Below are 25,288 nucleotides of genomic sequence, written 5' to 3' on the forward strand. Positions count from 1 at the left end.
TCATTCTTATTTTGAAAGTGATATGGGTACATTTACATTCACATCAATCTTTTATTATGAAGTGGCCCTTGAATATATTGTTTTTTATTGACAGACATAAAAATGATTTATTTGCTGTATTGATAATTTATAGACGTTATAATAAAATGTTTACGTATATATAAACTTAATTTATTCTTGTTTGGTTTTATTGTGGGGTTAGGCAGTGTTAATAACAATAAAATAATGAATATATCACCTGCAAAAAGAATGAAACCAATACGGAGAAGATGATTTCGTTAAAAATTCGAAAAATAAGCGTTATTAGCTCTTGAAGAAAAATTATAAGCATATGGAAAATAGGGTTATACAAAAAGTCCTAAAGGGGGACGGAATTATGGAGAAAAGAAAGTATTCAGTAACACCACAAGATCGAATGAATTATGTATTAGGTCTTTATTCTGCAGATCAACAAATTAATGCAGTTCTTTATTTTCCTGTAGGTATATCAAAGGATATACTTGAAGAATCAGTAAGGATAACGTTGCAATTGCAACCAGTTTTGAACAGCCGGTTTGTAGAAAATGATATTCCTTACTGGGAGGAACATTCATCTGACACTAACTCATCTATTTGCTTTTTTGCAGAAGGAAATAATCAAGAACTTGAAATAATGGCAATAGATTTTATTAAGGAACCTGGTGATCGTATTCAGGGGCCTATGGTTCAAACGAAATTATTACGGGGCACTACAACAGATATGTTAGTTGTGAAATTGTCTCATCTATGTTCAGATGGTGCAGGAGTCAAGGAATATATTAAATTGCTTGGAATGATATATACTCACCTTTCATTGGGACGGTCTAAGAAGCAAATTATAAAGGAATTTGATGAGGGAAATGAGAGTTGTCGAGATCAATCACATGTATTCAAATACGCTGGAATATCGGACATAAAAAGTGCGTATCGTCCTAACCAAGAACAACAGGCATCGTTATGGTCTTTTCCATCTCAACCTAACAAAAATAAATTTCCCCAAATGTCCGTACGGCGATTGAGCCATGAGCAAACTCTACGTTTAACCCAATGGACAAAAGCTCAACAGGCTACCTTGAATGATGTAATCATGACTGCATACTTCCGAGCTTTATCACATTTCACTGTGTATGCAGAACCGCGCACTGCAGAAAAAATGATTGGCTTGACAATTGATTTACGTCGATATCTGCCTAATAATACAACTGGTGCTATTTGCAACTTATCCGGTATGGAAATGCCAGTGATTAAAATGGAAGACGATGAAACATTTAAGCAGACTCTTGTTCGAGTTAAACAATCAATGGATAAAATAAAGTCTCAAAATCCAGGTCTTTCTTCAGCAGCAGGAATGGAGTTACTGGCAGAAATGAAGCTATCTACAGTGAAGGAAATGTATAATCAGCAATATGAACAGGCTGTACAGATGGGGATGGCGTTGCCATTACTGACAAATTTGGGAGTAATCGCTGAGGAACCTATTCAGTTTGGTGAAATTCAAGCTGAGGACGGGTATATGACATCACCTATTATGTATGCACCATTCTTTTCAATGGGAGCAAGCTCTTATAATGGAAGGCTTACATTTACGATCGGTTATCATGCGCCGGATACATCAAAAGAAAAGGTAGAAAAATTTTTAGATAGTGTTGCTAATCAACTATCAGAAATAAAATAAAAGAGAATATAGAGAACAGATTTCTAATAGAATTGTATTTTTGGGGCTCGTATCATGTACGGATAATCTCTGGAAATTTTCTCTGACCGCACTTGCCTTTATGCTTTATATGCAATGGGAATGGTAGGGAGAAACAATTTGTATCGTGAAAAAACAAGATATAACGGTATGAAAACAATAAAGCAGAGCTGATTTAAATTACACTTTGAATCAGCTCTGTTTTACTAGTTTGATGGCCCTTACAACAAAAAAGGAGGCTGTATCTGGTTAGGGTAAAGCGGATTTTTAATTTTTTTGAAAATAAAGTTGACATCCACAACTACTTAGTCATACAATGTAGTTGTAATAAGTAATACTGAATAGTGTGGTTTTACTCAAAAGCTATTCAGTAAAAAATTCGCCTTAGTACTCTGTGATACTGAATATAAGTCAGACAGAATAGGGGGTAAAGGAGGATCAGGACATGGAAAATTTAACTGAAATGCTAAAAGGTTCACTGGAAGGGTGTGTACTGGAAATCATCAGTCGCCGTGAAACGTATGGCTATGAGATTACCCGCCATCTGAATGATCTTGGGTTTACTGAAGTTGTGGAAGGTACGGTGTATACCATCCTTGTACGATTAGAGAAGAAAAAGCTTGTGAATATTGAAAAGAAACCATCAGATATGGGACCGCCTCGTAAGTTTTATTCATTAAATGAAGAGGGCCGCCAAGAGCTTGAATTGTTTTGGAAAAAATGGGATTTTGTATCGTCAAAAATTAACGTCTTGAAGTCAAAATAGGTTCATAAGATAAAATGTTCCGGCCGATACTTTGGGAATTTCTTGTTCGGTTTTATAAAAAAGGAGGAAAATAAGATGTTAGAAATGTTTAAAAAGTTAATTGGTGATAAAAAAGAGTACAAAATGATGATGGCACGAGTTGAGGCTCTGCCAGAGGACTACCAATTTGTATTTAAGAAAATTCAAAACTACATGTGGAATTTCTCAGCGGGTAACGGGATGGATATGTTACACATACAGTATGAATTAATCGATTTGTTTGAAGCTGGTGCAGCAGAAGGAAGACAAGTGCTTGACATTACTGGGGATGACGTGGCTTCCTTTGCTGACGAACTAGTGGCAAATGCTAAAACTTACGTCTCCAAGTATCGTGAAGATTTGAATGAAAGTATTATGAAGAAATTGAGAAAAAAATAAATGGAATAAGTAATACCGACTGATTAGCTGGTTACACATATGAATTGCCACCATAGCTATTCAGTTATATTTTTAGCTTGGTACTAAGTGGTACAGAATATCAGTGGTACTAAATAGATAGAGGTAAATAAATTATCTCCGCAAAACATTTTTATAGGGAGGAAAAAAGTATGAGTAATGCAGCGATTTCTATAAAAGGCTTGAAAAAATCCTTTAAAGACAAGGAAGTTTTAAAAGGGGTAGATTTTGAGGTGCAGCGTGGAGAAATTTTCGCGCTGCTAGGCTCAAATGGAGCGGGAAAGACGACAACGGTTAACATCCTTTCGACGCTAATGAAGCAAGATAGCGGTGAAGTAAGTATTTGCGGATTTGATGTACAGCGTCAACCAGACCATGTTCGTCAAAGTATCAGTTTGACAGGGCAGTTCGCAGCTTTAGACGGTATGCTGACAGGGAGGGAAAACTTGATAATGATCGCCAAATTACGTGGTGTTTCCAGTCCCGCTCAAGTTGCTGACAATCTACTTGCAAGATTTAGCCTGACTGATGCGGCAAACCAAAGGGCAGATCAGTATTCAGGTGGGATGAAGCGCCGGCTTGATATCGCGATGAGTTTGATTGGGGGGCCAGCAGTTATTTTTCTTGACGAACCAACGACTGGACTCGATCCTGAAGCGCGGATTGAAGTGTGGGATACAGTCAAGGAACTTGCTGATAGTGGTACAACTATTTTGCTTACGACTCAGTACTTAGAGGAAGCAGAACAACTGGCAGACCGTATCGCTATTTTGCATGGCGGAAAAATTATTACGACAGGTACTCTTACTGAACTGAAAGAGATGTTCCCACCGGCAAAAGTGGAGTATATCGAGAAGCAGCCTACATTGGAAGAAATATTCCTTGCGATCATTGGCAAAAAGGAGGAGATGTAAATGAAAAGCAAAACAGGGCTATTACTTGGGCGCTTAATGCGCAATATTATGCGTAGTCCAGATACAATTATTACGGTAGCGATTACACCGATTATGATGATGCTATTGTTTGTATACGTATTTGGTGGGGCTATACAGACAGGAACAGATAACTACGTCAATTATTTATTGCCGGGAATTTTGCTAATGGCTATCGCATCCGGTGTAGCTTACACTTCCGTGCGACTCTTTACGGATGTAAAGAGTGGGCTGATGGCACGTTTCATTACGATGCCTATTAAGCGTTCATCGTTATTGTGGGCTCATGTTTTAACCTCTCTTGTTGCTAATGTACTTACTATCGTTGTAGTTATTCTTGTTGCGCTCTTAATGGGTTTCCGTTCCAGTGCGAATATTCTAGATTGGCTTGCAGTAGCTGGGATACTAGGAATGTTTACGTTAGCGCTAACATGGTTGGCTATCATTCCAGGGCTGACGGCAAAGTCTATGGAAGGGGCGACAGCCTACTCGTACCCACTAGTTTTTCTTCCATTTATTAGTTCAGCCTTCGTACCTACCGAAACGATGCCAAAAATTGTTCGTGCGTTTGCAGAGAATCAGCCTGTAACTTCAATCGTGAATGCGATTCGTGCTCTTTTATATGAAGGAACTGTTGGAAACGATATTTGGATTGCGCTCGCTTGGTGCGTAGGTATAATGGTCATCTCTTACTTTTTCGCCAGTAAAGCATTTAAACGTCAGTTAGGGTAAGAAACGAGATAAACGAAACCTTCAGGAATAATATATATTTAGAAAAGCACGGGAGATTTTCCGTGCTTTTATTATTTATCATGCTCTCATTGTAGTAAATGAAATGGTATTTAAAAATAGAATAATTGTCCAGTGATAAAGCTTAATATTTGAGGCTCACTGCTTATGGAATGTATAAGCACACTCGTTTTTGTAAATCTGCTAATACTTCATCGGGTATTTCTTTGATTTTAATATCTTTCCCTAGAAAAAGCAGCCAATTTATTATTTCCGTCACTTCATCGGGATTGTTAACATTGATAAAAGTTTTTAAAATGGCTGTGGATTGGTAAGGATTAGTATAAGATATTGAAATTTTTAAAGGATGGTATTTTTTGAACTGGGCAATTGCTGTCGGACCAAGTTCAAGTACAAGGTTAATTGCTTCAGCCTTCTTACTTAGTTTTTCTAAAATCTTTTTCTTATTGAGCCTTTTATTCGTCGTGTATGGTTCGATATTGATGAGATCATCGACAGGAAACATTAACTTCTTTTCTTCTTTTAAGTCAAATCCTTCAATAATCCAATGGCTTTTTTCTTGATAAAGGTGTAATAGATAAATTGGATAAGACTTAATTTCTTCATCTTTTTTAATGGTAATCAATAAATGGTTATCCAAAAGAAGGATTTGAATGAGTTTTTCTAACATAGGATGGGGGAGATCAGAAAGCTCAAGTAGATCGGGATTATGAGGATTAGTTCCTTGGAACAGCAAGAGTTGATTTAAAAGAACAAGGTCATCCTGCTGGGTTTCTGAGATGAGTCCTAGTAGTTTTTCGGCTAAAGATTGACGACTCTTTAGGTAGGGAAGTTGTTGATTCCTCGTAGCCATAAAGGCAATAAAAAGAGCTTTCACTTCATTATCAGTAAAGCGAACAACGGGCAGGATAGAATTATGCATAACAAAATATCCACCCGTTCTCCCAACTTCAGCGACAAGTGGCATTCCCATAGCTTCAATTTCTCTAATGTCTCTAATAGCTGTCGATCTTGATATGTTAAATTCTCGTATGATTTCAGAAATTGTAAAGTGGGAGCGGTTGTTGATATATCGCATAATTGTATTGATCCGTTCAACTTTTTTCATGTTGGTCTCCTAAACAGTATCATTTTTTGACATGGTTTAAAGATATTATAAACGTATCAGATGAAAAGATAAATCGTTTGATTAATAAAAAAAGAGGCAGGTTTTGCATATGAAAAATTATACTATAGAAGAAAAAGATAGCTTTATTGTGTTAGGTATTGGAACTGAAATTAAGAGTGAATATACAGACTTTGCTGGAATAAATAAAGAAAAGGAAGCCTTTTGGTCGGCTGTTAAAGAAGATGGAAGGCTGGACACTTTAAAAGCTTTAGCGACAAATGAATACATTTTTTCTGTGAGCGAAGCGGTGAATAACAAAATGATGTATTATGCGGGTGTCATGACAGAAGCACAAATAGAAGAAGAATCTAGAGTAATTCAGTTTCCGAGGGGAGAATACTTAGTAGTAAAAGGGGAAGACAAAACAGCTGAAGAGTTAAGTAATAAGTTGACTGGCATCGCCTTCGGTCAAGCTTTACCAGATGCAAATGAGTTTGCTTATGTTGGTGGACCAAATACGACGGTTGAGATGGGGAAAAGAAACGGCTTAGTGTTTGGTGAAATGTGGATTCCAGTTGTAAGGAAGTAAAGTGATAAAAGATACGAATATGGGGAGTAGAGGCTAACAATCTTGGATTGTTGGCCTTTTTAACATGAATATAATATTCATATGTCTATTGTATTTTTTGCGGCAAGATTAAATAGCTTTTTTGTTACTTTACAATAAAGTATACTTAATATCAGTAATTCATATAATTAGGAGTGGTTTCTATATTTAGAGAAAATACAAAAAGGATACTTCTGTCATTAGTAACAAATCCAATACTAATAATTGTATACGGGATCTTTTGCTATGAGTTGGCCTTATACTGTAAGTACGGAAGAATGAATTATAATATTTACATTTTGTTATTGTGTATAGTACTTTTTATATCCATAACTACATTTACTACAATGCGGGTGATAAAAAATAGAGAATATGAATCTAAAAAATTAACAAATTCAATAGCATGGAGATCCATTTCTATTATCATTATTGTTGCAATTACATCATTTTATGGGATGCAGATTTATAAAAGTGCAATAAATTACAATGGCAAATTGGCATGGTTTATAGAAAAGTTAAAACATGAAAGGTCAGTTAAACTTAAACATAATAATATATATAAATCTGGAGTAGAAGGTATTTTTGAAGATATAAATAAAAAATATCCTTTGCCAAAGAAATTGTATATGGCAACTGATTTTGATCTTACATTTCATTCAGATGGAACAATCACAGCGTTTGATACATTTGTTTATGGGAAAAATGTTGATGGGAAAGAAGAAACTTATTTAATCTCTTATAATAAGAAGAAATCAGAAGATATTACTATAATACGAGATGGATATGCAAAGCCTGATTATAATGATGATAAATTAGTAGAACCTTTAATTAAAACGGTTAAGGCGATCCCAGTTAAGCAAACGGTCAAAAAATGGAATGAAAGTAAGTATGGGTTGATTTATTATGGAAAAAGAAATTGGGGATCCAATACAGAGGGAATTATTAATATTACTGAGGATGGTAAGAGGCAGAGTGTTAAAGAAGCAGCTTCTGATATCATTGGATATACTGTATCTATATTTGTCCCTGGAAAAGAGAAAGAGCTAGTCCCTGCTAGATATAATTTAATAAGTGACGCAAGTTGGAGTAAATCAAAGACGCCTCCAAAAGAAGATATGCTTAAAGAGAAGGAACAACAAGATTTAAAGAATGAAAAAGAACAGTTTTTCCTATCGAAAGAAGTTGGTTATAAACTAAATATGACAGATAAAGCATTAGGGAGCGCTTTTTATTCATTAAGCAAGACTAGTGATGAAGGGAAAACATGGGAGGTTATCAATCCAGACCCATTTAATGGGGGGATTGGTAGTGTATCAGGAATCATTTTTATAAATGATAAACTTGGGTTTTTAGGAGCAATTAGGCCTTCTGGTAATGAAGGAGAGTTATATCGCACAGATGATGGGGGAGTATCTTTCAAAAAGGTAGAATATCCGCCGCATGAAGTGAAATTAGATCATACACAGTCCACAATAAGTCCTTTTGATTCTCCTAGTATGCCATATGAGAAAGATGGGGTTTTTAATATGTTAGTTGGACAAGGGGCAGATGGAGACTACAATGGCGATAGTAGTGCACTTTATCAATCAAAAGATAACGGAGAGACATGGGAATTTGTAGAAGAAGTGAAAAAGAAATAATCAGAATGTTTTTTTAAAAATAAGGTAACTACTCAGCTATACATTTCATGACGGACAGGAAGAATTTACGAGTGAAATAATTAAAGTTCTTTCTCATGCTGGAGATTGGTTAATATGGTCTACTATTCTTGCATCTTCCATCATGTATACTGTTACTTTATATAAGAATCATCCAGATATCAGAAAAATTATACATGCTCGTTTTGAAGAAATAAAGCAACGAATAAAATATTAATGTAACTAATAAAAAACGTTATTCTTTCTAGTAATTTTGCTTATTTAGAAAGAATAACGTTTTTATTTTTTAATACTCAAGTAATAGTTTACCTGCAGTTCCTATCATATAATTTATTGAATTTTAATATACGTTATGTATAACAGATATTTACCTTATAAAATAAGGGGGGCATATTATGACTGAGACAAACGAATCTTCAGGAGTCAATTTGAAAAAAGATGTGAAGTTTTCTATTATAATTCCTGCACACAATGAAGAAAAGTACATTAGAAAATGTTTAGATTCAATTGCAAAGGCATCAGAGGCATATAAAGAGCAAACGGAAGTTATAGTTGTTTTAAATCGTTGCACAGATAAAACAGAGGAAATAGCAAAATCTTATAATTGTGTTACATTGAAAAATAACGATAAAAACTTATCTAAAATTCGAAATGCAGGGGCTAAAATAGCTAATGGAGAAATAATCGTCACTATAGACGCTGATACCATAATGACAGAGTCTATGTTGTCTAATGTAGATAAATATTTAGCTTCAGGTAAATACATTGGTGGTGGGGTAAATGGAAAGTTTGAAAGAATATCTTTAGGAATATTTCTCTCCGCAATGTTAATAATCATCCCCCTACTTTTTAAGTACGGAGCTATATCTGTAGGGATTTTTTGGTGCTATAGAAAAGACTTTATGGCAATTAACGGATTTAATGAAAACATGCTTATGGCAGAAGATGCAGATTTCGCTAAACGGTTAAAAGAATGGGGAAAGAAAAATAATAAGAAATTCGGTACTATTAAAAATGGAATGATGACTTCATGCAGAAGATTTGATACATATGGAGACTGGACTTTACTTAAAAATCCAAAAGTAATTTTAGCTTATCTAAAAGGAAATGATAGAAAATACGCAGATAAGACATATTATGATAACCAAGAAAGATAAAAATGGAGAAAACCGGTAGAAAATAGTTAGTGCTTTTTTAGATATAATGAGAATCCAACTTAATTTAATAGATATTATAAGAAAACCATCAATTTGATTACCCTTTTTCAAATTGATGGTTTTTATTTTTGAAATAAATATGTATTTTTTTATGAAAATATTTTTTGACCCCCATAAAACTTTGTACTCCTCCGAATATGTATAGTGAAAAAAATAAATAGAAGAAAAATGACTATGAAAGAATATAGAAGTATTAATAAAATTACTAGATTAAGTGGCATCCAAAATGGAAGGATGAAATTACCAATTATATAGAGAAGAGTTATTCAAGGATTGCAGATAAAATAGAAAGAGAATAAGCAAAACGAACGGTAGAAAATAAGAAAGTAGATAAAAATACAAACTTAACTTTAGTGCCGAGAGAAAAGGAAAATTATTAAGAAAACGTTGGGAAAAGTTAGACTCGAAAAATATAACTAACAGCAAGAAAACAAGACCGAAGAAAAGTACCAAGAAAATCTGGTTAAATGGTCACTTGTGTAGTGGCCATTTTGCTATTTGAAGGAGGCTGGGAGATTACAAGTGTTGAGTTTAGTAATGAAGATCTTAAGAAAACCGAAAATAGAAGATATCGTATGTAACATACAAAACAACGAAGAAGACAAAGAAGCGTTTATCGTACAGTATCAGCCTTTTATTAGAAAATCAATCTCATCTGTCTGCCGTCGATATATTACAGAACAGGATGATGAATATAGCATTGGATTGTTTGCTTTTAACGAAGCAATTGAACAGTATTCCTATACAAAAGGAAAATCCTTTTTAGCGTTTGCTGATCTTCTTATAAAAAGAGATGTAATTGACTATATACGTAAGGAGTCTAAACATAACTTTGTCTTTTTAAAAGAAGATGAGCAAGAGGAAATGTTAGAAATGCAAGTGTCGCTTACGGAGTATATGAAAGAGATGGAAAATAGTAACCGTAAGGAGGAAATTCTTCATTTTCAAAGTGTGCTAGCTGAGTTTAAAATCACATTCTCAGAGCTTGCTAAAGAATCTCCTAAGCATCGTGATACACGTGAGCACTTAATAGAAATTGTGAAAATAATTATAAAAGAAGAGGAAATGATGGAAGAGCTGTTCCGAAAGAAAAAGTTACCGCTTAAACAGATTGAACCGCGTGTTAGGGTAAGTCGTAAAACGTTGGAACGACATAGAAAATACATTATTGCAATGTGTATTATTTTTGCAAACAACTATACATATATTCTGGATTACATAAGAGGGGAAAAGCATGATGAATAAAGGAATTGTGATGGATATAAAAAAGCATAGCGTAGTTGTTTTAACACCAAATGGAGAGTTTATTACGTGTAAAAGAAGAGGGGATTCTTGCATAATCGGGGAGGAAATCTCGTTTGATGAGCAAGAACAAAAAGCATCGCATTTTTCGATTCCTTCCTTTTTAAAGCCTGCATCAATACTTGTTGCTTGTTTTCTATTTGCAGTGCTGTTTTTCTACAACCAACCAGAAGAAAAAGTATTTGCTTACGTCTCAGTTGATATAAATCCAAGTTTAGAGGTGAGCGTAACAAAGGATTTTCGTGTTATAGATTTGCAGGCTTGTAATGATGATGGAAGGCGTATTTTAAAAGAATTGAAGCAATGGAAAAATAAACAATTACAAGAAGTAATACGTACTATTATAAAGCAAAGTCAAGAGGATAAGTATTTAACGAATGATAAGCAAGTTATGCTAACAGCTGTTGCAAAGGACAAGGCACTAGAACCACTTTTGGAAAAGGCAATGAAAGAATTAAAGAAAGAATATGAGCTAAAACATATTACAGTTGAATATCAAAGTAGCACAATGCAAATACGAGAGAATGCTAGAAAAGCTGGAATTGGCACAGGTGTTTATATAAAGCAAGAGAATGAGAAGAACAAATCACTTACGCCTCCTGTCACCCCGTCTAATCCGGTGGAAAACGAAGAAGAGGTGCAATCACACCCGGAGTCATCTCCTGATGCAACACTCGATTTGTCTCCTGTAAAAGAAAAAAAATATGAAAAGCAAGAGCAGAAAGAACAAAAGAAAACAGAGGAACAGCCATCGAAGCAAATAAAAGAAAACAATGGAAGAGGATCTCAGCAAGAAAATAGAGGGAATCAACAGGAGAATAACAGTAGAGAAGCTCAACAAGGAAATAATGGGAATCAGCAAGGGAACAACGGAAGAGGATCTCAACAAGGGAATAATGGAAATGGGAAAGGGAACAACGGAAGAGGATCTCAACAGGGAAATAATGGAAATGGGAAAGGGAACAACGGAAGAGGATCTCAACAGGGAAATAACGGAAACGAGCAAGGGAACAATGGAAGAGGATCTCAACAAGGAAATAATGGAAACGAGCAAGGGAACAATGGAAGAGGATCTCAACAAGGAAATAATGGAAATGAGCAAGAGAACAATGGAAGAGGGTCTCAACAAGGGAATAATGGAAATGGGCAAGGGAACAATGGAAGAAATCCTCAACAAGGAAATAATGGGAATCAGCAAGGGAACAATGGAAGAGGATCTCAACAAGGGAATAATGGAAATGGGCAAGGGAACAATGGAAGAGGATCCCAGAAAGAAAATGACGGAAACGAGCAAGGGAACAATGGTAGGGGGTCTCAACAAGAAAATAGGGGCCACCAGCAAGGGAATGAAAAGAAGAATCAATAGAATATGGAAGTGAGAGATTCACTTCAAAGCTAAAAGGATTTATTCCGCTATTTGCTGGGCAGCCCGATTGGTGAGGGCTGATGATTAGTGGGGGGGTGAACAAAACCCCCACTGATTAAAGTTGCACTTTAATATTCTATAGTTCTATTAAGAAGGAGTATGTGAAAAATATAATGGAGAAAAACATTCAACAAGAGAAAGATAAAGAAAAACCTGTTTTTTATGATCCGAAAGGAAGGAGAAACATAGCCTTTATTTGGTTTCTATGTATCTCAATAGTTAGTGTAAGTGTTGTATTTTATTTTTTCTTTCAAAGTATTTTTTCAACACCAGAAATTCCAAATATGAATACCGCTGTACAACAAGATACTAAACTTGTACCAATTAATCAAAAACTTAGTGATCAGCAGTTAAAGGAGGAAGCATTTAACCCAAATACCGAAACGAAGGATAATAAAAATTTGGTGAATCCGCCGAAGGATAGTAAACATCCTAAAGAAGTGTATGGTTTTTATGTAAACTGGGATGAAAATAGTACCGCTTCTTTAAAAGAAAATATCGATTCATTAACTACGTTAGTACCAGAGTGGTATCATTTAAAAGCAGATTTAACGATTAGAAGTGAGATAAAACCTGAGATAGTAAAGTTGGCAGAAAAAAATCAAGTGAAGATTATGCCTTTGCTTACTAACTATACTGAGGAAGCTTCTGGTCCTGATAGTGGGCTAATTCATAAGTTACTGAGTTCCTCAAACGATGTAAAGACAAAGTTTATTAATGATTTAGTAATCCAAGTTAAAAAAAATCAGTTTTCAGGTATTAATATTGACTTTGAGGCCGTACCTGAAAGTGATAGAGAAAACTTAACAAATTTTATGAAAGAACTTACTACGGAATTTCATGAACATGATTTGCTCGTTACACAAGATGTTCCAGCTAATGATAAGGCTTTTGATTATAGTGCGTTAGCAAAAATAATAGATCGAATGATTGTAATGATGTACGATGAGCACTATGGAGCCGGGGAACCAGGACCAATTGCTTCAAATAAATGGTTCCAACATACATTGAAAGAACTGAATATTCCGTCTGATAAACTTGTAGTTGCTTTCGGTAACTATGGATATGATTGGGAAGTAAATAGTAAAGAAGCTGCAAAGTCTATGACTTTCTCAGAAGTTATGGCAATGGCTCATGATTCAAATATAAAAATTCAATGGGATAAGGTGAGTGGAAATCCGTATTTTAGATATAAAACAGGAGAGAAAGAACATACTGCTTGGTTCTTAGACGGTGTTACTCTTTATAATCAAGTGAAAATCGCAATGGACAATCATGCAAAGGGGTTTGCGCTATGGAGATTAGGAGCAGAAGATCCTACAATATGGAAAGTTTTAAAAAATCCTATTGAGGTACAAAAAAATCCTAATGTATTACATAAAATCAGTAGTTTAGATGAAGTGAATTATTCTGGACAAGGTGAAATTTTACAGATTGAGAATGAAAGAAAAAATGGATTGAGAGATTTTAAAGTAGGCAAAGATGATTATATTACAGATGAAGTATATCAATCCTTACCATCTGCATATGAAGTGCAACGATATGGAAAACCAAATGGGAAACAAGTAGTATTAACATTTGATGATGGACCAGACCCGAAATATACGCCAGAAATATTAGATATATTAAAAGAGAATCAAATAAAAGCTGCTTTTTTTGTACTTGGTGAAAACGCGCAACTAAATACTAGTATTGTAAAAAGAATATACGATGAAGGGCATGAAATTGGCAATCATACTTTCAAGCATCCTAACATAGCAGATACGTCTTTACTACGAACGAAAGTAGAACTTAATACGACGCAACGTTTAATTCAGGAAGTAACTGGACATTCTACGGTTTTATTTAGACCGCCATATGAAGCGGATGCTAACCCGGATTCATCAAATGAAATATTGCCTATTTTACGTGCGCAAAATATGAACTATACAATGGTAGCGGAAAAAGTTGATCCCGAAGACTGGGCAATACCATCAACAAATGAATTAGTAAAGCGTGCTCTTAATCCCATTTATAAGGGAGAGGGAAATATTATTCTTCTCCATGATGCGGGAGGGAACCGTACACATACAGTAGAGGCGCTCCCAATCATTATTAAAGACCTAAAAAAGCATGGATATAGTTTTGTAACAATTTCAGATTTAATGAATAAAGAACGAGATGAAATCATGCCTCCTGTTTCTTCTGAGGGGAAGCAATATTTACTTTACAATAAAGCTGTCTTTTCAGGGGCAGGATACTTTAAGCATATATTAACAACTATTTTTTATATTGCTATTGGATTAGGGATTTTTCGATTTTTATTCTTAATTTATTTTGCATGGAAGCAGAAAAGAAAAACGTTATCTCGCTATATTAATTCGTCCTATCAACCTTTTGTTAGTGTTGTCATGGCAGCATATAATGAAGAAAAGGTGATAGCCAAGACAATTCACTCAATTTTGGATAGTAATTATAGAGAATTTGAAGTTATTGTTGTGGATGACGGATCGACAGATGGTACGTCAAAAGTAATGAAAGAAACATTTTATAAACACCCTAAAGTTCGTTTCATTCAGAAAGAAAACGGCGGGAAATCATCGGCAATGAACCTAGGGTTTCAACAATCGCGAGGAGAAATCATTGTCACTTTAGATGCGGATACTATTATTGCGCAAGACGCCATTTCTCTAATGGTTAGACACTTTGAAGATCAGAATGTAGCTGCAGTTTCAGGTAATGTCAAAGTGGGGAATAGACGGAATTTGTTAACTACTTGGCAACATGTTGAGTACATTACAGGGTTTAATTTAGAACGTAGAGCTTTTGATGAGTTAAATTGTATTACAGTAGTTCCAGGAGCTATTGGGGCGTGGCGCAAAAAGAATGTAGTTGAATCTGGATATTTAAGCGAAGATACGTTAGCAGAAGATACGGATCTTACTATTACATTTTTACGTCAAGGGCATAGAATTGTATATGAAGAAAAAGCGCATGCTTTTACGGAATCACCTGAAGATGTGAAAAGTCTCATTAAACAGCGGTATCGTTGGTCATATGGTACACTTCAATGTCTTTGGAAACATCGAAAAGCGTTATGTAATCCAAAGCATAAAACATTAGGATTTATTGCACTGCCTAATATGTGGTTATTCCAATATGTGCTGCAATTCATTGCTCCTTTTGCAGATATATTAATGATTATAGGACTATTTAGTAGTAATCCGCTAAAAGTTTTAGGATTTTATCTTGTTTTCTTTTTAATGGATCTTCTCGCTTCTCTGTTCGCATTTAAATTAGAGGAAGAGAACCCAAAACCATTGGCATGGTTAATTTTACAACGTTTTATTTATCGCCAATTTATGACTTATGTTGTCATTAAATCTATATTCTCATCGCTTCGAGGAGTAGCGGTAGGGTGGAATAAACTAAAGAGACTGGGGAGTGTTAAACATTCCACGGAACATAAGGAGGCATCATAAAAGAGCAGACTATCTGCTCTTTTTTTCATTGGTTTTAGTTAGTTGAATGTAGAGTTGTAGTATAAAAACTGCTGCTTCTATAATGAGATTCCTATTCATCATTAATGGTGAGACATTATGTTAAGCTAATCCTTTAGTTTCGGATTAAAGTTTTTTTTATATTTTTTTAAAATGACGGACACAAAAACGCATATACCTCCGAATTATATATATGGATAACATAAATATGTATATAAAAGGGGAGAAATAAGATGAAAGAAAAAAAAGAAATGTTTCAAGAAATCGCTGAGGTGTTAAAGGTATTGGCGCATCCAGTTCGTCTATCTTTAGTAAAAATAATGCTTGCAAAAGGTCCTACTAATGTAACAACAATGTATGGAGATTTACAAATGCCTCAAAGTACAATTAGTCAACATTTATCTAAACTAAAAGCTGCTAAAATGGTTACAGGTACTCGGAAAGGATTAGAAATTTATTATGAGGTAACTGACAATCGCACAAAATCAATATTAGCATGTTTAGTTTAAATGATGATTTCTATTTCAAAATAAAAAGCGCTATTCTTTTCTATGATTTTACAGAGAGAATAGCGTTTTTATTTTTAAGGAGTATCTTTTTATATGCCTATAGAACGGAGTGAAAGGTTTATGGGTTTAAATGTACCTACTATTACCTTAGGTTCTAATGCGTCTAATAATGAAAAAATTCTCGGTTTAGGGGTGCTTCTTTATAGCTTACGTACAATTGAGATTAGAAAAAGTAGAGCGAGCGTTTAATGAGGCGGAAGTAGTGTTTATATGTGAAACTTTATAGAAATCTCATTTTTCTAATTGTATCTTTTTAGATTGATGGATGTGGGGTCACGTCCATCAATCTAAGAAAACAAGTTAGCTAAAAAATGATGAAAATAAACTTTATAGAAATAAAAAATATGAACGTAGAGGATTAAACAAAGTATATAGTGCTTTTTTAGTCATGTAATCTTTTAATCTGATGATCTTTTCCCCATTCAAACAGATTATCCATTATTTGCATTAAAGATTTTCCATATTCACTTAGTGTGTACTCAACCTTTGGTGGAACTTCTTGATATACGGTACGATAGATAATCCCATCAGCTTCAAGTTGCCGAAGTTGTTGTGTAAGAACCTTTTGTGTAATGTTTGGGATTTCTCGTTTAATTTCATTTGTTCGCATTTTTCCATCCGACAAAATACATAAAATATGAACTTTCCATTTTCCACCGATTACATCGAGTGTTGTTGCAATTGGGCAATTATCATTTTGATTCATATAACACCTCCACAGGTACTTTAAGGTTCCTATAGCACTTTAAAGTACGTACTTTTCAATTATATGTGACTCATTCATACTAATACGTAAAGGGTTGAATAATTTATAAAGGGGATGAAAAAAGATGAAAACACTTGTAATTGTAGCACATCCTGATATTGAAAAATCAAAAATTAATAAAAGATGGATTGAAGAACTTGAGAAATATTCGGATGAAATTACGGTGCATGAATTGTATAAAGTGGCACCGAATTGGGAGTTTGATATTGAAGAAGAGCAAAAGTTATTAGTAGAACATGACAGATATATATTTCAATTTCCGCTTTACTGGTACAGTTCACCACCATTATTAAAAAAATGGTTCGATGATGTATTAACATATGGATTTGCGTACGGATCTAAAGGAGATAAAGTGAAGGGGAAAGAATTTGGTGTGGCTATTTCTATAGGTGGATTAGAAAAAGACTATGAAAATAGTGGAATTACAATGGATGAGTTGACGAAACCATTCCAAGCTACATGCTTATACACAGGTATGGAATTTATACCTTCCTTTTATTTATATGGTGCAGAATATAAACTAAGTGATGAAGAGATTGATAAAAGTGCACCTGAGTATGTGCAATATGTGATGAACAAGAAGTATTCTAATATATAATGGGAAATATCCATTTACTTGTAAAGTAAATGGATATTTTATATTCTTTTTATATTCACTAAGTGTAATCTTTAGTAAATTAATAGTTAATCTGGTAAAATAAAAAACCTAACATATATAAAGGGGAGTTTTACTTGAGAACGATGCGACAATTATTACAAAAGAGAGCAATGCAATCACCAAATTTGGAAGCGCTTGTAGGGGGGAAGAAAAGATATTCGTTTCAGCAATATAATGAACGAGTAAATCAGTTTGCACATTATTTGTTATATAATGGTGTGCAAAGAGGAGATCGTATAGGAATACTATGCAAAAATAATCACCCATTTCCAAGCGTTATGATGGCAAGTTTAAAAATTGGAGCGGTATTTATTCCGCTAAATCATCAGCTGACTGTTTATGAATTAGAAACGATTGTAAAAGAAGCGAAATTAAAAGTGTTAGTTATTGATGAAGAATTTAATGAAGTGTTATTAAAGGTTGATGCTGTTAAAGAAATTCCTTATGTAATTCAAACAACAAAAGAAGGCTTTGGTTCATTTGAATTAGAGTTGCAAAAACAGCCAACGACAGAACCGAACGTAGAAGTTCATGAAGAAGACGATGCCATTTACTTGTTTACATCAGGAACGACTGGACAGGCAAAAGCATGTGTAATTGGACATAAAAACTTACATCATTATTTTGCTGAAATTGCGGGACAAAGAGAAATCCCAGCAGGTGAACGCTTTTTATCTGTGCATCCATTGTTTCATATGAGTGGCGTGCTTTCTATTTTAAATTGTATTTATCATGGCGTTACGATGATCTTCTTAGCTGATTCGAATCCTGCTCTTATTTGGGATAAGATTGAAGAAGAGAAAATTACTACGATGCTTGCTTTCCCAGCTGTTTATAGTTACATGCTTGATGAACTAAATAAAAAAGAACGTAACATTTCAACCTTTAAAGTAGCACAAAGCGGTGGTACAAAAGTGCCAGAAACACTCATTCAAAAATATATGGAAAAAGGCATATATATGGTGCAAGGCTATGGTAGTACAGAAGGTTGGGTTGTAACCTCATGGCATCCAATGATGGGAAAAGAAAAGATGTCTTCTGTAGGAAAGACCTTGAAAAATGTAGAGGTGAAAATTGTTCACCCGGAAACAGGACATGAACTAACAACAAATGAAGTTGGAGAGATTCATGTGAAAAGTCCATACATGTTTAAAGGATATTGGAATAATGAAAAGGCAACAAAGAAGGTAGTAAAAGATAACTGGTTTAACATGGGCGATGCTGGCATGATAGATGATGATGGATTCCTGCATATTATGGGAAGATATAAAGACGTTATTATACGCGGTGGTGACAACGTATATCCAGATCAAGTAGAAGATGTTATTCATGAAATACATGGTGTTTTAGAAGTTGCAGTAGTTGGAGTTCCAGATGACTTTTGGGGAGAGGTTCCAAGAGCTTACATTGTGAAGGATGGCGAAACAACATTAACAGAAGAAAGTATTCTTCAGTATTGTAAAGAGAAGTTAGCAAGTTACAAAATTCCAGAAGTGGTATTCTTAGAAGAGTTACCGAAAAATGCTTTAGGAAAAGTGTTGAAGAGGGAATTAAGAGAAAATGTACTTGTAAAATAAAAAACATTAGATAATGAGGAATCCAGTTATGTACAAAGCATAACTGGATTTTTTGTTTATGGTTCTGTTAGTAGATATCATAAAGATTTTAAAAATTTTGTGTTTTTGGTGTAATATTGAAAATAAAGGGATCTAACTAATTTCAGTACAAGGGGGAGAAAAGATGGCTATAAAATTAGAAACTGAGCATTTATGTATAGAACCTTTTACCAATGATGATGTTTTTAGAATTAAAGAATTGGCTAATGACAAGGAATTAGCTAATATTCTTGGGCTTCCGCATCCATATAAACTGGAGTTCGCGCAAGATTGGGTTGATATGCAACCAGAACTTATTAGGAAAGGAATCGAATATCCTTTAGGAATTGTCTCTAAAGAATCAAGAGAAATTGTAGGTACAATTACACTAAGAATTGACAAGGGTAACAATAGAGGTGAACTTGGTTATTGGATTGGTAAGAATTATTGGGGAAAGGGTTTTGCAACTGAGGCTGTAAACAGAATGATTCAATTTGGCTTTATCGAATTAGGTCTAAACAAAATTTGGGCATCTGCCATTTCCAGAAATAGATCGTCGATTAAAGTATTAGAGAAGTCGGGTTTACGTAAAGAAGGCACATTGAGACAAAATAGACTTTTATTAAATACATATGAAGATGTTGATGTTTATGGAATATTAAAGACAGAATACAACGTTTTAAATTACAGATAAGTTTGGTAGTGTGATGACAAAAGGAAATCCTTTAGAACAGGGTTTCCTTTTGTATTTTAATAGAAGCATGTTTATCAAAAACATAATAATTTACTAGATTTTGTATTTTGTGTAAGATAATAAAGAATATTCAAATATTAATCAAGGGAAGAGATGTAAATGAAGCTGCCGCTATTACAGATAGAGACAGAGAGACTCATGATCCGTCCGTTCCAAAATGATGATTATGAAAGTTGGTTAGATGGATTTAATAAGAGGCTGCCATCTCAGTATAAATACGACGATGGTTATCAAGTTATGGCATCATCAACAAAAGAATGGTTCACGGAATGGATTAGAGGATTTGATGAAGCAGCACATCGAGATGAGATGTATGTATTAGGTATTTTTCGTAAAGAAGATGGGGCTAATATTGGAAAGCTAGAGCTAATAAAAATTTTACGTATGGACTATCAATGGGCGATGATGGGATACTCCATACATAATCAATATTGGAGAAATGGATATGGTGTTGAAAGTGTGAAAGCTGCGTTACCGTTATTTTTTAGTAGCCTTGATTTTCATAGAATCGAATTACATATACGTGTTGATAATGAGCCATCGGTTCGTCTTGCGGAAAGAGCAGGCTTTTCATTTGAATGCAAGAGAAAGGCGTTTTCATTAGAGAATGGTAAGTGGATGGATTTTCTTATTTATTTTAAAAATAAGGAGATGAGTATATGAGAGTGGTTATTACGGATAGAAATTGTAGATTGGAGGTGCAGTGGTGAAGTACGATCTTACAGTCATCAAAAACTTATTTGGCCCTTCTAAAAAAATATTAAATGGCTTACCAAAGGCAGTAACGATTGAAGAAATAGAAGAAGATGTTTTGTATAACGTACAAACATATAAAGAAAAGATAAGTAGATTGGAAGAGGTTTGTTTTAATTGGGAGTTAAAAAGAGCGAGTATTGTATTAAACAAAAGGTTTAGTAGTTATAACTCAAGTGTGAAAGTGTTACTTGATGCCGGTTTTTCTTTGTATGCCGCAAAGATAGAAGTATGTAGAGAATTGAATAATGTAGAAAAGCTTGAAAGACAATATACATATCGATCAATAGCAGAAGGAACGTTATCGGAAAAAGAATTTAAATATATTTGGGAACAATGTATGTCGGGTTCAGGGAATCAAACTTCAATTTTAACTATCAATGAACATTTTTATTCAGTGCAAACAGAGTTAGGTACGGGCTGGGAAAAGTCATGTATTGTTTTTTATGATAAAAATGAGCCGATTGGTATGTCCATACCGCATATAGAAACTGGAACAGAAAGTGAAGGACGGTTATTTTATTTTGGGGTAATGCCTTATTATCGGGGGAAAGGAATTGCTTCCCATATGCATTTTCAATCGTTGCATATGTTAAAGGAAATAGGGGCTACTTATTACATTGGAAGCACACATACTTCAAATGAAAAGATGCAGAGGATATTTTGGAGAAATAATTGTTCGTTGAAAACGGAGATAGAGCTGTATTATAAAATCTTTAAAGAAGGTTAGGAGAAAAGAAAATGAAGACTATAAATGTATTTCATTACGACGCATTTACGAATAAACCAAATAAGGGAAATCCAGCAGGTATTGTATTAGAAGCAGATGGATTAACGGAAGAGGAAATGCAAATTATTGCTGAAAAAGTTGGATATAACGAAATAACTTTTGTTCTTTCCACAGAAGTAGGAGATATAAGAATGCGCTATTTTACACCTGGTTTTGAAATGGATTTATGTGGTCATGGGACAGTAGGGACGATATTTGCCTTGCGCGAAAAAGGTTTATTAGAAGAGAAAAGTAACCTTACGATTGAAACGAAGGCTGGGATTTTACCGATACAAATAGGTGTAAATGAAAATGGAGAAACCTTTATTAAAATGAGACAGGCAGCACCTCAGTTTAAAGAATTTACAGGTTCAACAGAAGAATTAGCTCATAGTATCGGTTTAGAAGTAAATGATTTAGATGTAAGTTTACCGATTGTATATGGAAGTACCGGTAATTGGACTGTAATTGTACCGATTAAAAATCTTAATGCATGTGAGAGAATGAAACCTAATAATGCTGCATTTCCATCAGTATTAAAAGAAATACCTAATGCTTCTATTCACCCAATTTGTCTAGAAACTTATGATGAACTAGCACAAATGCACGGCCGTCATTTTTCATCAGCTTACGCTGGGACGATTGAAGATCCAGTGACAGGAACAGCTTCAGGTGTAATGGGAGCGTATTATGTGGAGTATTTAGAGAAAGGTTTTGAACATGAATTGGGTTTAATCGTTGAGCAAGGACAGGAAATAAATAAAGATGGTCGTGTAACTGTTTATGTAACGAAAGGGATAGAAAACGAAAAGTTACAAATAGATATTGCTGGAACAGCGGTGTATGTGAAAGAGTTTGAAGTTTCAATATAAAGTGGAACTTTAATCAGTGGGGTCTTACTGCCCGGTGAATAGCGGGATAAAAAGAAAGCCCGGAATACATCCGGACTTTCATTATCTGTTCAATACTTCAATGTACGAAGCATTTCCAGTTGTTCTTAAAGCGGAGCGGAAATTATTATTTTCTAACGCCTTAGCAACTTGTTGTAACTGCTGTGCATCATCATGATGAATAAGTAAGCTGTCAGCACCGCTTTCCTCTATATGAATGTGTTCGACATTTCCGATTGCATCATGTACAGCTTTTAAAAATTCAGGTTTCATATTGTCCTCCTATATGTATGTAACGTTGTAATTTAGTATTTCCTTATTTATGAAATATAAAAGTAAATGAAAGGAGAAATAAAAATGAATATAAAGCAATTTAATGAACATATAACATCACTATTTGGAGAGCATCTTCATAAATATGGCGATGATGAATATGGTTTTACTTATATAAGTAAAGATGAATTTCACAAAATCGGTTACACAACAAATTTAACGTTAGAAACTATTGAAGAAGCGTATCGAAATGGAGTCGATATGATAGTTACACATCATGCGCCGTGGAGTTTTTTATTTGGTATGGAAGAGGCATGTATTGAGAAATTGAAGCAATATGAAATGAATCATTTTTGGATTCATTTGCCGTTAGATTTTGTAAAGTTTGGCACGTGTACATCGTTATTTAACGAAATTAGGATAGATACAATACTGGAATATTCAACCTATGAGGAAGAAGAACTACCAGGAATAGGAGAATATAAAGAAGCCATTCCTTTTTCAAACTTAGTTGGAAAACTTGAAGAAAAAATGGAAGAGAAAGTGAAGAGCTGGAGAAATCACGATAAACCAGTAAAACGGATTGCAATCTTAACCGGTGCAGGAAATAATACAAATTTGATTGAACGTGCATTAGAAAAAGGATGTGACACGTACATAACAGGTGAAAAAACATTATATACAGTGCAACATGCGAAATTTAAAGGAATTAATTTAATTGTAGGTAGTCATACGTTTACAGAAGTGTTTGGTGTAGAAAGTTTGGCTCATAAATTACAAGACAGAGACCCTGCAATAGAAATTATTAGAGTATATGAAGAGCATTTAGAGTGATAAAATCACGTTATCATAAATGGAATATTGAAGAAAGTCATTGTAATAAAATAAAATTGTTGTTTGTTATATCAGGGCGATTGAAAGGATTTTACTTTTGTTTGTCAAATGATAGTAAAGTTGTCTTTTGAATTAAGGAAATATTCGGAGTTGAAGGGTGAGAGAATGGACATTTCAATAATCACTGCACAACTAGTTAAGGAAAAAGTTATTTCACATTATCCAAATAGCGTAAAAGCATTAAACGGGGGAACGACAAGTACTATATATTTGTTAGATGAACAATACGTTATAAAGTTGAATGAATCGGATGTCATACGTGAAGAAGCTTATTTTCTTCAGTTTTATAAAAAGGACGAATTATTTCCAAAGCTTTTATATAAGGAACCTTTAAATCGCTATATTGTTTACTCATTCCTTGAGGGCACAACTTCTTGCAAACTAGGCCATAAACGGAGTGTTCTTAGTAAACTTGTAAAGGAAGTTATCAATAAGTATGAAGTAGCTACAGAGGTTGATGGCTGGGGATGGAAAGAAAGCCCAGTTCAATCTTGGAATGAATTTTTAACGACAAATGTGATGGAAGCTCATGAAAATGTAAGACGTTACATAAGTGAGGAAGAGTATAGAACGGTTTTTAAGTTAGCAAATAGTCCAAGTAGGGGGACTGGAATAAATCAGCCATTTTTATTGCATGGTGATCTTGGATTTCATAATTTTATATTTCAAGAGAATAAACTGCACGGTGTAATTGATCCTTTACCAGTGTTAGGAGATCCTATATATGATTTAATTTATGCGTTCTGTTCAACCCCGGAAGATTTAACAAAAGAAACAATCGATTATGCGATGAAACAATGTGTATTTCATAAAAAAGACCGTGATTTATATGAAGAAATAGTCATAGGATTATATTTGCGTATAGATACATGTTTACGGCACCACCCGAAAGATTTAGAAGATTATTTAGCAGCTTGGCGTTATTGGATGGGTGAGGTTGAGGTGACTTTATAGCACAAATATTTTTGGGGAGATAGTGAGATGAATGTTGCAGAAGCGAAAAAGGATTTACTGTAATTCCATTGTCAGTTACAGTTGTTTATTTACTTACTTTTATAAGTTTATTAATTGAAAATAAAAAAGTAGATTATTATCAACAAAAATCAGTTTAATAAAAATATAGGGATAGGGGGAATTATGATGAAAAATTACGTTTGTACAACGTGCGGTGTGCAGTATGCAGCGAGTGTAGAGGAACCGGTGAGTTGTCATATTTGTGATGAAGAGAGGCAATATGTGAATCCGAAAGGGCAGTCTTGGACGACTTTAGAAAATTTGCAAACAGATGATACATATAAAAATGTAATAATCGAAGAGGAAAATGGACTTTATAGTATTACGACAAAACCAGGATTTGCGATCGGTCAAACGGCATTTATAGTGAAAACAGAGTCATATCGTTTACTATGGGACTGCATTACGTATTTAGATGAAACGACAATTGCGAAAATAAAAGAGCTTGGTGGATTAGATGCAATTGCATTGTCTCATCCTCATTATTATTCAACGCAAGTAGAATGGGCAGAGACATTTGATGTACCAATTTATATACATGAAGATGATAAAGAATGGGTGATGCGCCCAAGTAGTCGTATTATTTATTGGTCTGGTGAGTCTTTACAATTAGCGGATGGGATTACTGTACATCGTCTTGGAGGACATTTTAGTGGTGGTTCTGTATTGCATTGGGAAGAAGGTAATGATGGAAAAGGGATTTTGTTAACAGGTGATATTATTCAAGTTGTAGCGGATGAGCGGTGGGTAAGTTTTATGTATAGCTATCCAAACTTAATTCCATTACCAGCGAGAAAAGTGGAAGAAATGGTGAACCGAGTGAAGCCGTTACAGTTTAATCGTTTATACAATGCTTTTCATCGAGTAGTAAAAGAAAATGCAAATGAGGCAGTTGAACGTTCTGCTGAAAGATATATAAAAGCAATAGAAGGAAAGTTGTTTCATACGTAAAAGGAGAGTAG

25 protein-coding genes and 1 pseudogene are annotated in these 25,288 nt (G+C 34.3%); 23 read left to right on the forward strand and 3 right to left on the reverse strand.

Translation table 11 applies throughout. The annotated features are described in order from the left end of the window. The first annotated feature begins 376 nt into the window (after positions 1 to 376). From B9A45_RS12365 to B9A45_RS12385, 5 genes are all read left to right on the forward strand, one after another. Positions 377 to 1,693, forward strand: a complete 1,317-nt coding sequence (locus B9A45_RS12365) for a condensation domain-containing protein (RefSeq protein WP_069604675.1) — start codon at positions 377 to 379, stop codon at positions 1,691 to 1,693. 463 nt (positions 1,694 to 2,156) lie between these two features. Then, positions 2,157 to 2,477: a PadR family transcriptional regulator gene (locus tag B9A45_RS12370; RefSeq protein ID WP_000429488.1), complete on the forward strand. Its 321-nt coding sequence runs from the start codon at positions 2,157 to 2,159 to the stop codon at positions 2,475 to 2,477. Between the two features lie 75 nt (positions 2,478 to 2,552). Next, the gene (locus B9A45_RS12375; RefSeq protein WP_000891986.1) at positions 2,553 to 2,894 is read left to right on the forward strand and encodes a DUF1048 domain-containing protein; all 342 of its coding nucleotides are present in this window, start codon (positions 2,553 to 2,555) and stop codon (positions 2,892 to 2,894) included. Between the two features lie 170 nt (positions 2,895 to 3,064). After that, positions 3,065 to 3,826 (forward strand): ABC transporter ATP-binding protein, encoded by a 762-nt coding sequence (locus tag B9A45_RS12380; RefSeq protein WP_084064080.1) that lies wholly within the window; start codon positions 3,065 to 3,067, stop codon positions 3,824 to 3,826. Further along, the gene (locus tag B9A45_RS12385) at positions 3,827 to 4,576 is read left to right on the forward strand and encodes an ABC transporter permease (protein ID WP_084064081.1); all 750 of its coding nucleotides are present in this window, start codon (positions 3,827 to 3,829) and stop codon (positions 4,574 to 4,576) included. A 163-nt stretch (positions 4,577 to 4,739) separates the two neighbouring features. On the opposite strand, the gene B9A45_RS12390 is transcribed toward B9A45_RS12385, so the two are convergent. Continuing rightward, positions 4,740 to 5,702 carry a helix-turn-helix transcriptional regulator gene (locus B9A45_RS12390; protein ID WP_000755059.1) on the reverse strand — a complete coding sequence of 321 codons (963 nt, stop codon included), beginning with the start codon at positions 5,700 to 5,702 and terminating at the stop codon, positions 4,740 to 4,742. A gap of 109 nt (positions 5,703 to 5,811) precedes the next feature. Here B9A45_RS12390 and B9A45_RS12395 point away from each other — a divergent pair, with 109 nt between their 5' ends. The 9 genes and pseudogenes from B9A45_RS12395 (at position 5,812) to B9A45_RS32155 (ending at position 16,149) form a co-directional block, all read left to right on the forward strand. Next, complete coding sequence (locus B9A45_RS12395) at positions 5,812 to 6,291, forward strand: GyrI-like domain-containing protein (RefSeq protein ID WP_000801032.1); 480 nt, start codon at positions 5,812 to 5,814, stop codon at positions 6,289 to 6,291. A gap of 173 nt (positions 6,292 to 6,464) precedes the next feature. Next, complete coding sequence (locus B9A45_RS12405; RefSeq protein WP_023901655.1) at positions 6,465 to 7,949, forward strand: WD40/YVTN/BNR-like repeat-containing protein; 1,485 nt, start codon at positions 6,465 to 6,467, stop codon at positions 7,947 to 7,949. Positions 7,950 to 7,989: 40 nt separating this feature from the next. Continuing rightward, positions 7,990 to 8,184, forward strand: a pseudogene (locus B9A45_RS12410) (hypothetical protein); the annotation flags it as partial. A gap of 178 nt (positions 8,185 to 8,362) precedes the next feature. Next, entirely contained in the window at positions 8,363 to 9,124 is a 762-nt protein-coding gene (locus B9A45_RS12415) for a glycosyltransferase family 2 protein (protein WP_084064082.1), read from the forward strand. Positions 9,125 to 9,706: 582 nt separating this feature from the next. After that, positions 9,707 to 10,429, forward strand: coding sequence for an RNA polymerase sigma factor SigI (gene sigI / locus B9A45_RS12420; protein ID WP_002101143.1), 723 nt, complete (start codon positions 9,707 to 9,709; stop codon positions 10,427 to 10,429). Further along, entirely contained in the window at positions 10,419 to 11,852 is a 1,434-nt protein-coding gene (locus B9A45_RS12425; RefSeq protein WP_084064083.1) for an anti-sigma factor domain-containing protein, read from the forward strand. Before sigI ends, B9A45_RS12425 begins: the two co-directional genes overlap by 11 nt. Positions 11,853 to 12,025: 173 nt before the next feature. Next, positions 12,026 to 15,373, forward strand: a complete 3,348-nt coding sequence (locus B9A45_RS12430; protein WP_000414301.1) for a glycosyltransferase — start codon at positions 12,026 to 12,028, stop codon at positions 15,371 to 15,373. A 251-nt stretch (positions 15,374 to 15,624) separates the two neighbouring features. After that, complete coding sequence (locus B9A45_RS12435) at positions 15,625 to 15,900, forward strand: ArsR/SmtB family transcription factor (RefSeq protein ID WP_000660066.1); 276 nt, start codon at positions 15,625 to 15,627, stop codon at positions 15,898 to 15,900. Positions 15,901 to 15,993: 93 nt separating this feature from the next. After that, entirely contained in the window at positions 15,994 to 16,149 is a 156-nt protein-coding gene (locus B9A45_RS32155; protein ID WP_002101139.1) for a hypothetical protein, read from the forward strand. Positions 16,150 to 16,342: 193 nt separating this feature from the next. Here B9A45_RS32155 and B9A45_RS12445 read toward each other — a convergent pair whose 3' ends face one another. Beyond that, positions 16,343 to 16,666 carry a winged helix-turn-helix transcriptional regulator gene (locus tag B9A45_RS12445; RefSeq protein ID WP_001072981.1) on the reverse strand — a complete coding sequence of 108 codons (324 nt, stop codon included), beginning with the start codon at positions 16,664 to 16,666 and terminating at the stop codon, positions 16,343 to 16,345. 124 nt (positions 16,667 to 16,790) lie between these two features. Between B9A45_RS12445 and B9A45_RS12450 the strand changes: the two genes are divergently transcribed. The 6 genes from B9A45_RS12450 (at position 16,791) to B9A45_RS12475 (ending at position 22,127) form a co-directional block, all read left to right on the forward strand. Continuing rightward, the gene (locus B9A45_RS12450; protein ID WP_000855228.1) at positions 16,791 to 17,324 is read left to right on the forward strand and encodes an NAD(P)H-dependent oxidoreductase; all 534 of its coding nucleotides are present in this window, start codon (positions 16,791 to 16,793) and stop codon (positions 17,322 to 17,324) included. Between the two features lie 143 nt (positions 17,325 to 17,467). Beyond that, positions 17,468 to 18,961, forward strand: coding sequence for a class I adenylate-forming enzyme family protein (locus B9A45_RS12455; RefSeq protein WP_003284924.1), 1,494 nt, complete (start codon positions 17,468 to 17,470; stop codon positions 18,959 to 18,961). A gap of 163 nt (positions 18,962 to 19,124) precedes the next feature. After that, positions 19,125 to 19,673 (forward strand): GNAT family N-acetyltransferase, encoded by a 549-nt coding sequence (locus tag B9A45_RS12460; protein ID WP_000985518.1) that lies wholly within the window; start codon positions 19,125 to 19,127, stop codon positions 19,671 to 19,673. 159 nt (positions 19,674 to 19,832) lie between these two features. Beyond that, positions 19,833 to 20,396 (forward strand): GNAT family N-acetyltransferase, encoded by a 564-nt coding sequence (locus tag B9A45_RS12465; protein WP_000775353.1) that lies wholly within the window; start codon positions 19,833 to 19,835, stop codon positions 20,394 to 20,396. A gap of 43 nt (positions 20,397 to 20,439) precedes the next feature. Beyond that, positions 20,440 to 21,216 carry a GNAT family N-acetyltransferase gene (locus B9A45_RS12470; RefSeq protein ID WP_000872890.1) on the forward strand — a complete coding sequence of 259 codons (777 nt, stop codon included), beginning with the start codon at positions 20,440 to 20,442 and terminating at the stop codon, positions 21,214 to 21,216. An 11-nt stretch (positions 21,217 to 21,227) separates the two neighbouring features. Further along, positions 21,228 to 22,127: a PhzF family phenazine biosynthesis isomerase gene (locus tag B9A45_RS12475; RefSeq protein ID WP_000849314.1), complete on the forward strand. Its 900-nt coding sequence runs from the start codon at positions 21,228 to 21,230 to the stop codon at positions 22,125 to 22,127. Positions 22,128 to 22,208: 81 nt separating this feature from the next. Here B9A45_RS12475 and B9A45_RS12480 read toward each other — a convergent pair whose 3' ends face one another. Then, positions 22,209 to 22,418 carry a hypothetical protein gene (locus tag B9A45_RS12480; RefSeq protein WP_000801651.1) on the reverse strand — a complete coding sequence of 70 codons (210 nt, stop codon included), beginning with the start codon at positions 22,416 to 22,418 and terminating at the stop codon, positions 22,209 to 22,211. Between the two features lie 84 nt (positions 22,419 to 22,502). On the opposite strand from B9A45_RS12480, the gene B9A45_RS12485 reads away from it, so the two are divergent. The 3 genes from B9A45_RS12485 to B9A45_RS12495 all read left to right on the forward strand — a co-directional run bounded on the left by B9A45_RS12485 (position 22,503) and on the right by B9A45_RS12495 (position 25,277). Beyond that, positions 22,503 to 23,252 (forward strand): Nif3-like dinuclear metal center hexameric protein, encoded by a 750-nt coding sequence (locus tag B9A45_RS12485; protein ID WP_001022449.1) that lies wholly within the window; start codon positions 22,503 to 22,505, stop codon positions 23,250 to 23,252. Positions 23,253 to 23,417: 165 nt separating this feature from the next. Continuing rightward, positions 23,418 to 24,266: an aminoglycoside phosphotransferase family protein gene (locus B9A45_RS12490; protein ID WP_000355251.1), complete on the forward strand. Its 849-nt coding sequence runs from the start codon at positions 23,418 to 23,420 to the stop codon at positions 24,264 to 24,266. A gap of 183 nt (positions 24,267 to 24,449) precedes the next feature. Continuing rightward, on the forward strand, positions 24,450 to 25,277 hold the full coding sequence (locus B9A45_RS12495) for an MBL fold metallo-hydrolase (RefSeq protein WP_003284929.1): 828 nt from the start codon (positions 24,450 to 24,452) through the stop codon (positions 25,275 to 25,277). Positions 25,278 to 25,288 lie beyond the last annotated feature (11 nt).

This window comes from Bacillus sp. JKS001846, from assembly GCF_900176455.1.
Lineage (GTDB): Bacteria > Bacillota > Bacilli > Bacillales > Bacillaceae_G > Bacillus_A > Bacillus_A cereus.

Bases quoted from the DNA above. Each gene is read 5' to 3' on its own strand.
- B9A45_RS12450 (WP_000855228.1), top strand. From the start codon at position 16,791: ATGAAAACACTTGTAATTGTAGCACATCCTGATATTGAAAAATCAAAA.
- B9A45_RS12485 (WP_001022449.1), top strand. From the start codon at position 22,503: ATGAATATAAAGCAATTTAATGAACATATAACATCACTATTTGGAGAG.
- B9A45_RS12455 (WP_003284924.1), top strand. From the start codon at position 17,468: ATGCGACAATTATTACAAAAGAGAGCAATGCAATCACCAAATTTGGAA.
- B9A45_RS12370 (WP_000429488.1), top strand. From the start codon at position 2,157: ATGGAAAATTTAACTGAAATGCTAAAAGGTTCACTGGAAGGGTGTGTA.
- B9A45_RS12445 (WP_001072981.1), bottom strand. From the start codon at position 16,666: ATGAATCAAAATGATAATTGCCCAATTGCAACAACACTCGATGTAATC.
- B9A45_RS12425 (WP_084064083.1), top strand. From the start codon at position 10,419: ATGATGAATAAAGGAATTGTGATGGATATAAAAAAGCATAGCGTAGTT.
- B9A45_RS12380 (WP_084064080.1), top strand. From the start codon at position 3,065: ATGAGTAATGCAGCGATTTCTATAAAAGGCTTGAAAAAATCCTTTAAA.
- B9A45_RS12385 (WP_084064081.1), top strand. From the start codon at position 3,827: ATGAAAAGCAAAACAGGGCTATTACTTGGGCGCTTAATGCGCAATATT.
- B9A45_RS12430 (WP_000414301.1), top strand. From the start codon at position 12,026: ATGGAGAAAAACATTCAACAAGAGAAAGATAAAGAAAAACCTGTTTTT.
- B9A45_RS12460 (WP_000985518.1), top strand. From the start codon at position 19,125: ATGGCTATAAAATTAGAAACTGAGCATTTATGTATAGAACCTTTTACC.
- B9A45_RS12435 (WP_000660066.1), top strand. From the start codon at position 15,625: ATGAAAGAAAAAAAAGAAATGTTTCAAGAAATCGCTGAGGTGTTAAAG.
- B9A45_RS12375 (WP_000891986.1), top strand. From the start codon at position 2,553: ATGTTAGAAATGTTTAAAAAGTTAATTGGTGATAAAAAAGAGTACAAA.
- B9A45_RS12490 (WP_000355251.1), top strand. From the start codon at position 23,418: ATGGACATTTCAATAATCACTGCACAACTAGTTAAGGAAAAAGTTATT.
- B9A45_RS12390 (WP_000755059.1), bottom strand. From the start codon at position 5,702: ATGAAAAAAGTTGAACGGATCAATACAATTATGCGATATATCAACAAC.
- B9A45_RS12415 (WP_084064082.1), top strand. From the start codon at position 8,363: ATGACTGAGACAAACGAATCTTCAGGAGTCAATTTGAAAAAAGATGTG.
- B9A45_RS12495 (WP_003284929.1), top strand. From the start codon at position 24,450: ATGATGAAAAATTACGTTTGTACAACGTGCGGTGTGCAGTATGCAGCG.
- B9A45_RS12475 (WP_000849314.1), top strand. From the start codon at position 21,228: ATGAAGACTATAAATGTATTTCATTACGACGCATTTACGAATAAACCA.
- B9A45_RS12395 (WP_000801032.1), top strand. From the start codon at position 5,812: ATGAAAAATTATACTATAGAAGAAAAAGATAGCTTTATTGTGTTAGGT.
- B9A45_RS32155 (WP_002101139.1), top strand. From the start codon at position 15,994: ATGCCTATAGAACGGAGTGAAAGGTTTATGGGTTTAAATGTACCTACT.
- B9A45_RS12465 (WP_000775353.1), top strand. From the start codon at position 19,833: ATGAAGCTGCCGCTATTACAGATAGAGACAGAGAGACTCATGATCCGT.
- B9A45_RS12365 (WP_069604675.1), top strand. From the start codon at position 377: ATGGAGAAAAGAAAGTATTCAGTAACACCACAAGATCGAATGAATTAT.
- B9A45_RS12480 (WP_000801651.1), bottom strand. From the start codon at position 22,418: ATGAAACCTGAATTTTTAAAAGCTGTACATGATGCAATCGGAAATGTC.